At 62.2% G+C, this 12,827-nt stretch carries 14 protein-coding genes and 1 other RNA gene; 10 read left to right on the top strand and 5 right to left on the bottom strand.

Annotation, left to right across the window (positions count from 1 at the left end; genetic code table 11):
* Nucleotides 1-92: 92 nt before the first annotated feature.
* The 5 genes from P0D73_RS40495 to P0D73_RS40475 all read left to right on the top strand — a co-directional run bounded on the left by P0D73_RS40495 (nucleotide 93) and on the right by P0D73_RS40475 (nucleotide 2,553).
* Nucleotides 93-449, top strand: coding sequence for an ATPase (locus P0D73_RS40495; RefSeq protein ID WP_408180706.1), 357 nt, complete (start codon nucleotides 93-95; stop codon nucleotides 447-449).
* Nucleotides 446-760 (top strand): cell division protein ZapA, encoded by a 315-nt coding sequence (locus tag P0D73_RS40490; RefSeq protein WP_012432043.1) that lies wholly within the window; start codon nucleotides 446-448, stop codon nucleotides 758-760. Before P0D73_RS40495 ends, P0D73_RS40490 begins: the two co-directional genes overlap by 4 nt.
* A gap of 126 nt (nucleotides 761-886) precedes the next feature.
* Nucleotides 887-1,068: non-coding RNA, 6S RNA (ssrS, locus tag P0D73_RS40485), on the top strand.
* A 107-nt stretch (nucleotides 1,069-1,175) separates the two neighbouring features.
* Complete coding sequence (locus P0D73_RS40480; protein WP_132375720.1) at nucleotides 1,176-1,634, top strand: EVE domain-containing protein; 459 nt, start codon at nucleotides 1,176-1,178, stop codon at nucleotides 1,632-1,634.
* 187 nt (nucleotides 1,635-1,821) lie between these two features.
* The gene (locus P0D73_RS40475) at nucleotides 1,822-2,553 is read left to right on the top strand and encodes an SIMPL domain-containing protein (protein ID WP_132375722.1); all 732 of its coding nucleotides are present in this window, start codon (nucleotides 1,822-1,824) and stop codon (nucleotides 2,551-2,553) included.
* Between the two features lie 111 nt (nucleotides 2,554-2,664).
* On the opposite strand, the gene lgt is transcribed toward P0D73_RS40475, so the two are convergent.
* Nucleotides 2,665-3,570, bottom strand: a complete 906-nt coding sequence (lgt, locus tag P0D73_RS40470; protein ID WP_132375724.1) for a prolipoprotein diacylglyceryl transferase — start codon at nucleotides 3,568-3,570, stop codon at nucleotides 2,665-2,667.
* 119 nt (nucleotides 3,571-3,689) lie between these two features.
* Nucleotides 3,690-4,676, bottom strand: coding sequence for a LysR family transcriptional regulator (locus tag P0D73_RS40465; RefSeq protein ID WP_408435562.1), 987 nt, complete (start codon nucleotides 4,674-4,676; stop codon nucleotides 3,690-3,692).
* Between the two features lie 173 nt (nucleotides 4,677-4,849).
* On the opposite strand from P0D73_RS40465, the gene ilvD reads away from it, so the two are divergent.
* Both ilvD and P0D73_RS40455 read left to right on the top strand, forming a co-directional pair.
* Nucleotides 4,850-6,523, top strand: coding sequence for a dihydroxy-acid dehydratase (gene ilvD, locus P0D73_RS40460; protein WP_132375728.1), 1,674 nt, complete (start codon nucleotides 4,850-4,852; stop codon nucleotides 6,521-6,523).
* Between the two features lie 174 nt (nucleotides 6,524-6,697).
* A complete protein-coding gene (locus P0D73_RS40455; protein WP_132375729.1) occupies nucleotides 6,698-7,036 on the top strand; it encodes a c-type cytochrome in 339 nt (112 codons plus the stop codon).
* A gap of 151 nt (nucleotides 7,037-7,187) precedes the next feature.
* Here P0D73_RS40455 and P0D73_RS40450 read toward each other — a convergent pair whose 3' ends face one another.
* From P0D73_RS40450 to P0D73_RS40440, 3 genes are all read right to left on the bottom strand, one after another.
* Nucleotides 7,188-7,913: a DUF2486 family protein gene (locus P0D73_RS40450; RefSeq protein ID WP_408180710.1), complete on the bottom strand. Its 726-nt coding sequence runs from the start codon at nucleotides 7,911-7,913 to the stop codon at nucleotides 7,188-7,190.
* Nucleotides 7,914-8,005: 92 nt separating this feature from the next.
* Nucleotides 8,006-8,422, bottom strand: a complete 417-nt coding sequence (locus tag P0D73_RS40445; protein ID WP_408180711.1) for a DNA polymerase III subunit chi — start codon at nucleotides 8,420-8,422, stop codon at nucleotides 8,006-8,008.
* A gap of 58 nt (nucleotides 8,423-8,480) precedes the next feature.
* Nucleotides 8,481-10,007 carry a leucyl aminopeptidase gene (locus P0D73_RS40440; protein WP_408180712.1) on the bottom strand — a complete coding sequence of 509 codons (1,527 nt, stop codon included), beginning with the start codon at nucleotides 10,005-10,007 and terminating at the stop codon, nucleotides 8,481-8,483.
* Nucleotides 10,008-10,144: 137 nt separating this feature from the next.
* Here P0D73_RS40440 and lptF point away from each other — a divergent pair, with 137 nt between their 5' ends.
* The 3 genes from lptF to P0D73_RS40425 are packed head-to-tail and all read left to right on the top strand — an operon-like array spanning nucleotide 10,145 to nucleotide 12,777.
* Nucleotides 10,145-11,242 (top strand): LPS export ABC transporter permease LptF, encoded by a 1,098-nt coding sequence (gene lptF / locus P0D73_RS40435; RefSeq protein WP_132375737.1) that lies wholly within the window; start codon nucleotides 10,145-10,147, stop codon nucleotides 11,240-11,242.
* Between the two features lie 3 nt (nucleotides 11,243-11,245).
* Nucleotides 11,246-12,394, top strand: coding sequence for an LPS export ABC transporter permease LptG (lptG, locus tag P0D73_RS40430; protein WP_132375739.1), 1,149 nt, complete (start codon nucleotides 11,246-11,248; stop codon nucleotides 12,392-12,394).
* Between the two features lie 11 nt (nucleotides 12,395-12,405).
* Complete coding sequence (locus P0D73_RS40425) at nucleotides 12,406-12,777, top strand: sirohydrochlorin chelatase (RefSeq protein ID WP_408180714.1); 372 nt, start codon at nucleotides 12,406-12,408, stop codon at nucleotides 12,775-12,777.
* The last annotated feature ends 50 nt before the right edge of the window (nucleotides 12,778-12,827 follow it).

The following is a 12,827-nucleotide window of genomic DNA, read 5'->3' as shown; positions in this document are numbered from 1 at the left end:
ACAAAGCGATGTTGTTACGTCTCGAAACGAGACAATTGTCGGAACCTGCGACATTCCGCGCTAAAATGCGATGTCTTTAGAGGACGCAGCACATGCTCACCGAACTCGAAACACTTTCACAGAATATCGGCAAGCTGATTGCGATCAGCCAACGCCACAATGAAGCGCGACTCGCGCTCGAAGAGCAGCTCGCCCACTCGCGCGCCGAAGTCGAAGCCACGCGCACGGAACTTGCGATGCTGCGCGAGGAACGTAACGCGCTGCAGGCGGAACGCGACGCGCTATCGGCGAAGATCGACGACGCACAGGTACGCCTGAATGCGATTCTCGAGAAGCTGCCGCGTGCCCGCGCGAACAGCGAGCCGGACAACCAGCTCGATCTGCTCGAGCCGGCTCAGCACGAAGTCGAAGCTGAGAGCGACGTGACCCGCCACGGAGAAAATGCATGACCACCAAGCAGATCGAAGTATCGATTCTCGGCGTGCCCTATCGCCTCGCCTGCTCGCCGGAAACGGAAGCGGCGCTGCTCGAAGCGGTCGCACGCGTCGACGCCGAAATGTCGAAGATCCGCAATAACAGCAACGTGCGCGGCACGGATCGCATTGCTGTCATGGCTGCGCTGTCGCTGGCATCGGAACTGCTTAGACTGCAATCGAGCGTGAGGCACGGAGAAGCATTTCCCGCTGAAGAAATCCGGCGTACAATGCATCAAATGAACGAACAGCTGGGTACTGTGATTGAGCAGTACAGCATGCAGTAAGGGTCGTGTGTTATCGTGCTGCCGGTCCTGAGATCGGCAGCGGATTCAAACGGAGTGCGTGAGCACAAGGCGTGCAAGATTCAGCAAACGTTTGAGTTCAATCGGTAGTTCAGCTTCATCGGTTTAGCTTCCCTGCCTGGTTCGCCAAGGTCATATATTCCTTGAACCAATGCCATGTGCACGGTTGCGGAAATTTGTAGCACGGGTGTGCGCGTCACTCTGTCTGATGTACCCGAAGTGTTGCTAACTGCGACCAATTCTGAACCCCCGGTTCAGGATGCCGGCCTAGCGGCTAAGGCGGGGACCTTATTTAGAACGGCATCGGACTTCGGTTCGGTGCCGTTTTTCTTTGGGCGCTGTTTTTTGTACGCCGGTTTCTTCCGCATCTTCAACCCCTTAACGTTCAATTCGATTCATGCGCTACTGGCTAATGAAGTCCGAACCGGACGAAGCAAGCATCGATCATCTCGCCAACGCACCGCATCGCACGTTGCCGTGGACCGGCGTGCGCAACTATCAGGCGCGCAACTTCATGCGCGACATGATGCAGGTCGGCGACGGTGTGCTGTTCTATCACTCGAGCTGTCCCGAGCCCGGCATCGCGGGAATCGCCGAGGTATCGTCCACCGCGTATCCGGACCCCACGCAGTTCGATAAGAAGAGTCCCTACTACGACGCGAAGTCGTCGCAGGAAACGCCGCGCTGGGTGCTCGTCGATGTGGTGTTCAAGAAGAAGATCCCGCTGATTCCGCTCGCCGCGCTGCGCGAGCATGACGAACTCAAGGACATGCGCGTGCTCGCCAAAGGCAACCGCCTGTCGATCACGCCAGTGACCGAAGCCGAATGGCGCTTCATCACCAAGCGGCTCGCTTGAGCTTGCATGCTTGATGGATGCGCAACGCGTATTCATGCACACGCAAACGTTAAAGCAACGTCAAACCGGGGAACCAAGCTCAGGTTACAAGCGCCTAACGGACTCAAAAACGGGACTCGCAAACGCCGTGCCATTGCGCGGCGCTTGCCCCGATCGTGCACAACCTGTTCAAGCAAGGAGTCCAACAATGACGAAAAACACCGCACGTGCACTCGCTTTCGCTCTCGTCTGCGCTGCGCCTGCCGCGCTCGCACTGACGCCGGCAGGCGCACGCGCGCAAGGCGTCATGCAGTATCAGCCGGCCGGCGTGCTGTCGCTGAACGCGCAGGCCAGCGCGGAAGTGCCGCAAGACGTCGTCGATATCACGCTGTTCTACGAGCAGGAAGCGAGCGATCCGTCGGCGCTCACGGCAACGCTGAACCAGCGCGCCGATTCGGCGCTGCAAAAGGCCAAGGGTGTGAACGGCGTAACGGCACGCACGGGTTCGTTCTCGATCTATCCGTCCACCGACCGTGACGGGCGCATTTCCGCATGGCGCGGCCGCACGGAGATCGTGCTCGAATCGCACGACTTCGCCGCGGTTTCGAAACTCGCGGGTCAAATGGCATCGATCATGCAGGTCGGCAACGTGCAGTTCTCGCTCTCGCCTGAAGCGCAGCGCGCGGCCGAGCAGAAGCTCACCGGCGAAGCGATCAAGTCGTTCCGCGAGCAGGCCGCTTCATCCGCGCAGGCGTTCGGCTACAGCGGTTATTCGATTCGCGAGGTCAACGTCGGCCACAACGGCGTGATGCCCCGTCCGATGATGATGATGAGCGCACGCGCCATGGGCGCCGACGCGAAGGCTTCGGCGCCGGTGCCGATCGAAGGCGGCACGTCGACGGTCACTGTGAATGTGTCGGGCTCGGTGCAGATGAAGTAACGCGTTTTTTTACTGCTCGCAGCGGTGCTTTGACGCAGCAAGAGAAAGAGCCATGGCATGCCGTGGCTTTTTCTCATTGGCTACGATAAAAAAACGTAGCGGTCAGTCAGATCAACTCGCACTGACCGCCTGCGCCGGTTCACGGCGTGCGCGGCGATAAGACCACACCAGCATGGCGATACCGGCGAGGATCATCGGCAGCGACAGCCATTGGCCCATGGAAAGGCCCATGGCCAGCAGACCGAGGAAATCGTCCGGCTCACGCGCGAATTCGACCGTGAAGCGCGCGAGGCCGTAGCCGATCAGAAACACGGCGGAAATCGCGCCCATCGGCTTCGGTTTGCGCGAGAAGAAGAACAGCACGAAGAACAGCGCGACGCCTTCCAGCGCGATTTCATACAGTTCCGACGGATGGCGCGGCAGCATGTGATATTGCGCGAACACTTCGTTCAGATGCCATTGCGCGGCCAATTGCGGATGCGCGGTGAGCCACGCGGCGTCGTCGGGCGCGGCGCCCGGAAACAGCATGGCCCACGGCGCCGACGGATCGGTCACGCGGCCCCACAACTCGCCATTGATGAAGTTGCCGAGGCGCCCTGCCGCGAGGCCGGTGGGCACCATCGGCGCGACGAAGTCGGTGACTTGCAGCCACGAGCGTTTGCGCTGGTACGCGAACAGCACCATGGCAAACGTCACGCCGAGAAAGCCGCCGTGAAACGACATGCCACCTTCCCACACCTTGAAGATGTCGAGCGGATGCGCGAAATAAAAGCTTGCCTTGTAGAACAGCACGTAGCCGAGCCGGCCGCCGAGAATCGTGCCCAGCACGCCGTAAAACAGCATGTCGTCGATATCTTTGGCGGTCCAGCCTTGCGCGGCGACGTACGGCAAACGCAGCCGCAGCCGGCCGACGACGATCGCCGCGATAAACGCGACGAGGTACATCAGTCCATACCAGCGCACTGCGAGCGGCCCCAGATGAATGGCAACGGGGTCGAAATTGGGGTGAATGAGCATCGTGTTGTTATGGGCAGTTCAGGTTCAGAAGCAGGTTTTATCTGGGTGGGCGGCGCTGCCCGCACCTTGCGGTGCATGCATTGGACGGTCCGGCCGGCAATGCGTTCGCGAGGACGCGTCTAAATGCGCGGCGCGGTGGATGGCTGCGCCTCGACGGTCGACGCATGCGCCCGCACGATGTCGATGAAGCCCGCCAGCACCGGGCTCACCTCCGCGGTCCGCCAGACGAGGCCCGTCTCGATCGCGGGCACCGACTCGGAAAGCGGCCGGTAGACGACGCCGGTGCGGCGCAGATTACGCAACGATTGCGGCACCAGTGCGACACCCATGCCGGCCGACACGAGGCTTACGATCGTTTGCATCTGGATCGCTTCCTGGCCGACCCGGGGCGCGAGGCCCGCCACGCCGTAGCAATCCATAATGATGTCATAAAAGCCTGGCGCCAGACGTCTTGGGAAGACCACGAGCGGTGCGTCGGCGACGTCGCGCAGGCTGATCGGTGTGTCCAGCCATTCGGCGCGCGGGTCGGCATCGTCGCCGCTGACGCTGGCCACGCGCGCCGCCATCTCCGTCGACATGGCGATCACCAGCGGCTCGCGCGCGATCGGCAGCCACGAGAGCTGGGTGGCGTGGCGGGGCGGCAGCGGCGCGATCACGAGACCCGCGTCGATGCGCCCGGCCACCAGTTCGTCCACCTGCACGTCGCTGGTGGCTTCGGTCAATTCCAGCCGCACGCGCGGATGGCGCGCGCCGAAATCGCGCAGCAACAGCGGCAGCAGGCCGTAGTCCGCGGTGGAAACGAAAGCCAGCGACAACACGCCCGCCTCGCCGCGCGCGAGGCTCTGCGCGAGCGGCCGCAGGCCCTCGGCGCTCGCCAACAGACGCTGCACCTCGGGCAACAGATCGGCGCCGACCGACGTGAGTTCGACCGAACGCTTGGTGCGCGCGAACAATTCGACGCCGAGCGTCTCTTCGAGCGCCCGGATGGCTTGCGACAACGGCGGCTGCGTCATGGACAGGCGCACGGCCGCGCGTCCGAAATGCTTTTCTTCGGCGACGGTAGCGAAATACCGCAACTGGCGCAGATCGGGAATGGCAGGCAGCATGATTGATACATTTTACGACCTAATGAAGCCCGAATAATACATTGGACACGCGCATCGCAAAACTGCATCCTTGCGCGACGCGTCGGACTACACTGGACGGATGCCGCCGGCAGCCCACGCCGGCGAGGCAAGAACCCGCAGCGCGGATCAAAACAAAACAGACTGGAGTTCCCATGGCATACAACCGTCGTTCGAAGAACATCACGCAAGGCGTGGCGCGTTCGCCGAATCGCTCGATGTACTACGCGCTCGGCTACGAGAAGGCCGACTTCGACAAACCGATGATCGGCATCGCCAACGGCCACTCGACCATCACGCCGTGTAACGCCGGCCTGCAGCGTCTCGCCGACGCCGCCGTCGCCGCGATCAAGGGCTCCGACGCGAATCCGCAGATCTTCGGCACGCCGACGATCTCGGACGGCATGTCGATGGGCACCGAAGGCATGAAGTACTCGCTGGTGTCGCGCGAAGTCATCTCCGACTGCATCGAGACCTGCGTGCAAGGGCAGTGGATGGACGGCGTGGTCGTGATCGGCGGCTGCGACAAGAACATGCCGGGCGGCATGATCGGCATGCTGCGCACCAACGTGCCGAGCATCTACGTGTACGGCGGCACGATCCGTCCGGGTAACTGGAAAGGCACCGACCTGACCATCGTGTCGTCGTTCGAGGCCGTCGGCGAATTCACGGCGGGGCGGATGTCGCAGGAAGATTTCGAAGGGATCGAACAGAACGCTTGCCCGTCCACGGGATCGTGCGGCGGCATGTACACCGCCAACACCATGAGCTCGTCGTTCGAGGCACTCGGCATGTCGCTGATGTATTCGTCGACGATGGCCAATCCGGACCAGGAAAAGGTCGACTCGGCGGCTGAGTCGGCGCGTGTGCTGGTTGAAGCGGTCAGGAAGGATCTGAAGCCGCGCGACATCGTCACCAAGAAGTCGATCGAAAACGCCGTGGCCGTGATCATGGCCACCGGCGGCTCGACCAACGCCGTGCTGCACTTCCTCGCGATCGCGCACGCGGCCGAAGTGGAATGGAGCATCGAGGACTTCGAGCGCATGCGCAAGAAGGTGCCGGTGATCTGTAACCTGAAGCCCTCGGGCCAGTTCGTGGCGACCGATCTGCACAAGGCCGGCGGCATCCCCCAGGTCATGAAGATCCTGCTCGACGCGGGCCTGCTGCACGGCGATTGCATCACGATCACTGGCAAGACCATCGCGGAAGAGCTAAAGGACGTGCCGGGCAAGCCGCGCGCCGATCAGCAGGTGATTTTCCCGATCGACAAGGCGCTCTACAAGGAAGGCCACCTCGCGATCCTGAAGGGCAATCTGGCCGTCGATGGCGCGGTCGCCAAGATCACCGGCCTGAAGAACCCGGTCATCACCGGCCCGGCCCGCGTGTTCGACGACGAGCAAAGCGCGCTGGAAGCGATTCTGGCCGACAAGATCGTGGCCGGCGACGTCGTCGTGCTGCGCTACCTCGGCCCGAAAGGCGGCCCCGGCATGCCGGAGATGCTCGCGCCGACCTCGGCGATCATCGGCAAGGGCCTCGGCGAAAGCGTCGGCCTGATCACCGACGGGCGCTTCTCGGGCGGCACGTGGGGCATGGTGGTCGGCCACGTCGCGCCGGAAGCCTTCGTGGGGGGCACGATCGCGTTCGTGCAGGAAGGCGACTCGATCACCATCGACGCGCACAAGCTGCTGTTGCAACTGAACATCGACGACGCCGAGCTGGAGCGCCGCCGCGCCGCATGGCAACAGCCGAAGCCGCGTTACACGCGCGGCGTGATGGCAAAGTACTTCGCACTGGCGCAGCCGGCCAACAAGGGCGCGATAACGGGCTAAGCGACGGCTACGGCTGGCCGCCGGTGAACGTCCGTGATCCGGCGGCGCGACGACAGCCGTGCAAGCACGCGTAAAGCTACGTAAAAGCGAAAGGGGTACACGGAAAACCGTGCGCCCCTTTCCTTTTATAATGCTGGCACCACGAGTCGGGCACTTGCACCGACGGAGACCAGAATGAGATCAAAGTCGCACACAGCGCTTGCAGCCGCCGTCGCGCTGGGCGCCGCGTTGAGTGCCGGCAGTCCGGCGGCGAATGCCGAGGCTGCTGGCCTCGCGCTCGCCCAGCAGCAGAACTGCATGAGTTGCCACTCGGTCACGCGTTCCTTCATGGGACCGGCGCTGCATGATGTCGCGGCGAAATATGCCGGCCGTGAAGACGCCGCCACTTATCTGCAGCACAAGATTCTGGACGGCAGCACGGGCGTGTGGGGTCCGGTGCCGATGCCTGCGAACACGCAGCTCACGCCTGATCAGGCGGCTACGCTGGCAAGTTGGGTGTTGACGCTCAAATGATAGCGAGCGCCTCGCGAAAGGCGCCGCGCGCAGGCTACGCTCCCAGCGCACGCAGTCCCCAGTAGATGGTCGAACCACGGCGCCAGTGCTTAAGCTGAACGGCACGCAGCAGGCGGCGCCACTCAACGCGCCCGCGCCTCACCTCACACGATCACGCGCTGCCCGAGGCGCGCCGCGCGATCTCTTCCAGCACCGCTTCCCGCACCCAGCTTGTCATCTCATTCTCTAGCGTCAGCGCCACTTCGCGCGTGATCTGGTCGATGAGCCAGCCCGTGTGCGCCTGCAAGGTCTCGCGGCAGCGTTCCTCGATCACGCTGCGCCCGTCGCCCGCCAGGAAACCGGCGACGCGTCTGCGCAGACGTTCGGCGATGACGTCGACATCCAGATCCAGATCCAGTGGCGCCTCGACGGCGCCTTCGCGCGCGATATCCGGCGGTACGGTCGAGCCCGCCTCGAGCGGCGTGATCGGCTCCGCCCGATCGAATACGCCCGCCGACGGCGCGTGCGCGTCGTCATGCGCATGCCGCGGCTCTGCGACGTGGTGCGCCCGGGAGCGCTTTTTCGGATGATGATGATGATGGTCGGCCGGATGCGCCGGCTGCGGCGCGTGTGCGGCATCTTGCGGCGTACGCGGCTGCGGTGCGAGAGTCGGTTCCTGTGCCCGCAACGGCTCCGCCGCGAGCACCGGCTCGGGCGACCTCACCTGCTCGGGCGTCAGCACCGGCTGCGGCGCAAGGACGGGCTCGGCCTTGAAGCTGGGTTCGCGCGGGCCATCGAGTTCGGCCGCATCGCTCGAAGCATGCCGCGCCGGCACAGAATGACCCTGCACGAGAACCTCGTGCAGAACCGGGATGGAATCGTCATTGGGATCGGACACGTGCGCTCTCCGTGTTTGAGTCGAAGCTGAAGCAGCCCGCGTGCACGCCGGATGCCTGAGATCAGACACAGGCGACGCGGACCGAATGGGACCTAGCTGCCTTGCTTGTAGTTGTTCAAAGCATAGCCGCGATCGCGATAGAAGCGATAGCGTTCGCGGCCCGCGGCGAGTTCCTCGTGTGCGTTACCGACCACTTCCAGCAATCTCTCGAAGCGCGCGAATTGCGCCGGCACCGTGGCGCCCAGATTGAGCAGCACCTGATGATGCGGCACATCGTCGAGGCTGGAAGCCAGCACGATCGGCGTTTGCGCGGCGAGCGGCGTGCCCGCCATGCAGTGCGGCACGAAGTCGAGCGGCGAGAAGGTCCACAACTGTTCGTCGAAGGCCTTCAGGCGTGCCGGCTCGGCCAGCACGATGGTGGGCTGGCCCGCCTGATACGCCTTGCGGATCAGGCGGCACGCATACAGCAGCGAATCGCCGACGTTCGAATGAAAGTCGATTCTCGTCATCGGCGGCTCCGCTTTGCGTCTGCGATTGCAGCCGCGCCTGCGTCTTTACTGCATTGCGTCATTGTGCGGCGCGACCGTCCGCGGCCCTGTCGATGAGGAACTGCGCGAGCAACGGCACCGGACGGCCGGTGGCGCCCTTCGCCGCACCGCTCTTCCATGCCGTACCCGCGATGTCCAGATGCGCCCACGGATAGGCGTCGGTGAAGCGCGACAGGAAGCACGCCGCCGTCACGCTGCCCGCCGGGCGGCCGCCGATGTTGGCCATATCCGCGAAGTTCGACTTGAGCTGGTCCTGATACTCGTCGTCGAGCGGCAGACGCCAGGCCGGGTCGGACGCTTCACGCGATGCGTCGAGCAGCTCGCCCGCCAGCGCGTCGTCTTTCGAGAACAGGCCGCTGTTATGGTGGCCCAGCGCGATGATGCAAGCGCCCGTGAGCGTGGCGATGTCGATCACCGCAGCGGGCTTGAAGCGCTCGGCGTAGGTCAGTGCGTCGCACAGGATCAGGCGGCCTTCCGCGTCCGTGTTGAGCACTTCGATCGTCAGGCCCTTCATGCTGGTGACGATGTCGCCCGGCTTGGTGGCTGTGGCCGACGGCATGTTCTCGACCGCCGGAATGATGCCGACCACATTGATTTTCAAGCCCATTTCGGCGACGGCGCGCAACGTGCCCAGCACCGAACCGGCGCCGCACATGTCATACTTCATTTCGTCCATGCCTTCGCCCGGCTTCAGCGAAATGCCGCCCGTGTCGAAGGTCACGCCCTTGCCGACCAGCACCACCGGCGCGGCTTTCGCGGCACCGCCCTGGTACTGCAGCACGATGAACTGCGCCGGTTCGACCGAGCCGGCCGTGACCGACAGGAACGAGCCCATTTTGAGCGCTTCGCACTGCTTTTCGCCCAGCACTTCGACCTTCAGCTTCCAGTCTTTGGCGAGCTTCTTGGCGGTGGTGGCGAGGTAGGTGGGCGTGCAGACATTGCTCGGCAGATTGCCGAGGTCGCGCGTCAGGTCCATGCCGTTGGCGAGCGCGGCGCCCTGCTTCGCGGCCAGCTTGGCGGTCTTCTCGTCGCCCGTGTTGACGCTGAAGACGATGCGCTTCAAGGCGCGCGCCGAATTGTCCGGCTTGCTCTTCATCTGCGTGAACTTGTAGGTCAGTTCGCGCAGCGCGAGGATTGCGGCGCGCACGCCCCAATCGGCCGTTCGTTCGAGGATCGGCAGCTGCGCCAGCGTGAAGGTGACCTGGACGATCTTGGTGGAGAGCAGCGCGCGCCAGGCGGCCCGCACGGCTTCGCCGTAGGCTTTCTGGTTGAAAGCGTCCTGCTTGCCGAGGCCGACCAGCAGCACGCGGGAGGCGCCGATGCCCGACACTTCGTGCAGGAACAACGTGGTGCCGGCCTTGCCGTCCATGTCGCCGGCCTTGATGATGCGGTTCAGCAGGCCGCGGGTGGCCTCGTCGATCTCGAGAGCCGCGCCCGACAGGGTTTGCGACTCGAACACGCCGATTACGATGCAATCGGATTTCCCAGTCAGGAAACCGTTTGACGAGCCTTTGGTCCAATCACAGGCTTTTATGCTAAAGTCCATCGCGCTTGTCCTCGGATAAAATCTGGGCTTAGGATGAAAGCCGCAATTATCCGCTATTTTTCCTGCGGCGGCTGCACCGGAGGTGTGACGGGAAGCAACCCGTGCGCCACTGAGAGCGCCCCCTCTCATCATCAATAATGATCTTCGAACGCTCCCTCCAGCGCGAACTCGCGTATACGGCTGGTGCCGTGTTCATGGTTCTCCTCACGCTCGTGCTGACGACGATGATGATCCGCATCGTCGGCTTCGCAGCCTCGGGCGAGATCGACCCGCGCGACGTGCTGGTCCTGATCGGCCTGACCGTGATCGGCTACCTGGCGATCATGCTCGTCGCGACCCTGTTCGTGTCGATCCTGTTCGTCCTGACCCGTTGGTACAAAGACTCCGAGATGGTCGTGTGGCTGTCCTCGGGTGTCAGTCTGACCCAATTCATCAAGCCGATCGGCATTTTTGCCACGCCGATCATCATCCTCATCATGTTCTTCGTGTTTGTTGGCTGGCCGTGGTCGAATCAGCAGAGCAAGCTGATCCGCGCGCGCTTCCAGCAGCGCGACGAGGTCTCGCTGCTCGCGCCGGGTCAGTTCCGCGAGTCGGCCACCAGCCACCGCGTGTTCTTCATCGAGAAGATGTCTCCCGACCAGGCGCGCGTCGAAAACGTGTTCGTGACCAGCACGGAAAACGGCAAGGTCAACGTGGTCGTGTCGAAAACCGGCCATACCGAGACGCGTAAGAACGGTGATCGTTTCGTCGTGCTGGAAAACGGCCGCCGTTACGACGGGCAGCCGGGCCAGCCGGATTTCCGCATCATGGAGTTCGAGCGCTACGGCGTGAAAATCCAGAGTCAGCCGGTCGTCAATACGCCGACCACCACCGGCACACCCACGCTCACGCTGCTGCGCAATCCGACCAACGACAATCTCGCCGAATTCGCCTGGCGTGCCGGGCTGCCGCTCATCGCGATCAATCTGATGCTGCTGGCCATTCCGCTCGCGCACCAGAACCCGCGGCGCAGTCGCACCATCAATCTGGTGATGGCGGTGCTCATCTATCTGACGTATTCGAATTTGTTGAACGTGGTGCAGTCGTGGATCGAGCAGGGCAAGATGTCGTTCCCGGTCGGGCTGGTGGGTCTGCACGTGATCGTCGCGGCAATCGTCGCGTTTATTTTCTGGCTGCGCGTGCGCAACCGGCCGCTCATCACGCGCGCGATGTTCAGCCGTTCGCAGGGAGCCTGACCGATGCGCATCTATGAAAAGTATTTCGCGCGTCAGGTCTACCTCACGTTCATCTTTATTCTGTTTGCGTTTTCGGGTTTGTTCTTCTTCTTCGACCTGATCAACGAACTCAATTCGGTCGGGCACGGTAATTACAAGTTCCAGTACGCCGTGCTGCGGGTTGCGTTGCAAACGCCTTCGCGCTTCTACGAGATCATTCCGGTCGCGGCGCTGATCAGCGCGATCTATGTGTTCGCGCAAATGGCGGCGAATTCCGAGTACACGATCTTCCGTGTATCCGGGCTCGCTACGAATCAGGCGTTGCGTTCACTGTTGAAGATCGGCATTCCGCTTGTTTTGCTGACTTATTTGATCGGCGAAGTGGTTGGGCCGTACACGGATCAATTGTCGGAGCGCGTGCGGCTCGAGGCGCTGGGGTCTTCTGTTTCGAGCAATTTCGAGTCCGGTGTGTGGGTGAAAGATACGCTCACGGCACGCGCGGACGGCGAGCAAGTGACGCGCTTTGTGAACGTCGGCGAGTTGAAGCCGGATGCGACGATCAGCAACGTGCGCATCTACGAATTCGATTCGAAGTTCCGGCTCTCGAATGTGCGGACCGCGAAGAGCGGCAAGTATCAGCCGCCGGGTCATTGGCAGTTGACCGGCGTGACCGATACGCAATTGATCGATGTGCCCCCTCCTCCGGGTACGCCCGCCGATGCGCTGGATCCGGTGTATCGGGCGAAGGAAGTCACTGTGCCGGAGTATTCGCTGCGCTCTGAATTGACGCCGCAGATTCTGTCGGTGCTGCTGGTGTCGCCGGATCGGATGTCGATGTTCAATCTGTTCCGGTATATCCAGCATTTGACCGAGAATCATCAGGATACGCAGCGGTATGAAATTGCGTTGTGGCGCAAGCTGCTTTATCCGTTTGCGGTGTTTGTGATGCTGGTTTTGTCGTTGCCGTTTGCCTATTTGCATACGCGGGCTGGTGTTGTTGGGATGAAGGTTTTCGGCGGGATCATGCTGGGGATGAGTTTTCAGTTGTTCAACACCTTGTTCTCGCATATCGGGACGTTGAATACTTGGCCCGCTCCTTTGACCGCGGCTACGCCAGGGTTGGTTTATCTTGTGCTTGGGTTAGTTGGGTTGAAGTGGGTTGATCGTCACTAGGGGCGTGCATCATGGCTATGCATGGGATTGTTTTGTTTGGGCATGGCGCGAGGGATGTGCGGTGGCGGGAGCCATTTGAGAGGCTGGCTATCAAGTTGCGGGACGCTTCTTTCGGCGCTCGGCCTGTGGCGTTGGCGTTTCTTGAATTGATGGAGCCGGATTTGCCTACAGCTGTGGGAGACCTTGTCGCTCAAGGCTGTGATGTGGTTACCGTTGTGCCTGTGTTTTTTGGGCAAGGGGGGCATGTGAGGAAGGATTTGCCTTTAATTATCGAGCAATGCCAGGCATTGCATCCCTCTGCTCTTATTAAGTGTGCTGGTGCTGTGGGTGAGGATGACGCTGTGTTGGACGCTGTCGCGGAGTATTGTCTGCGGCAGGTTTGATTGCTTTAGATTTGTGCTCTTTGGGCGTTGGCCTTTCCTTGAATTCATCG

The organism is Paraburkholderia sp. RL18-101-BIB-B, assembly GCF_046026985.1.
In the GTDB taxonomy this organism is placed as follows: Bacteria; Pseudomonadota; Gammaproteobacteria; order Burkholderiales; family Burkholderiaceae; genus Paraburkholderia.
Note: the sequence above shows the minus strand (reverse complement) of the source record. Positions and strands in the feature narration are given on the sequence as shown.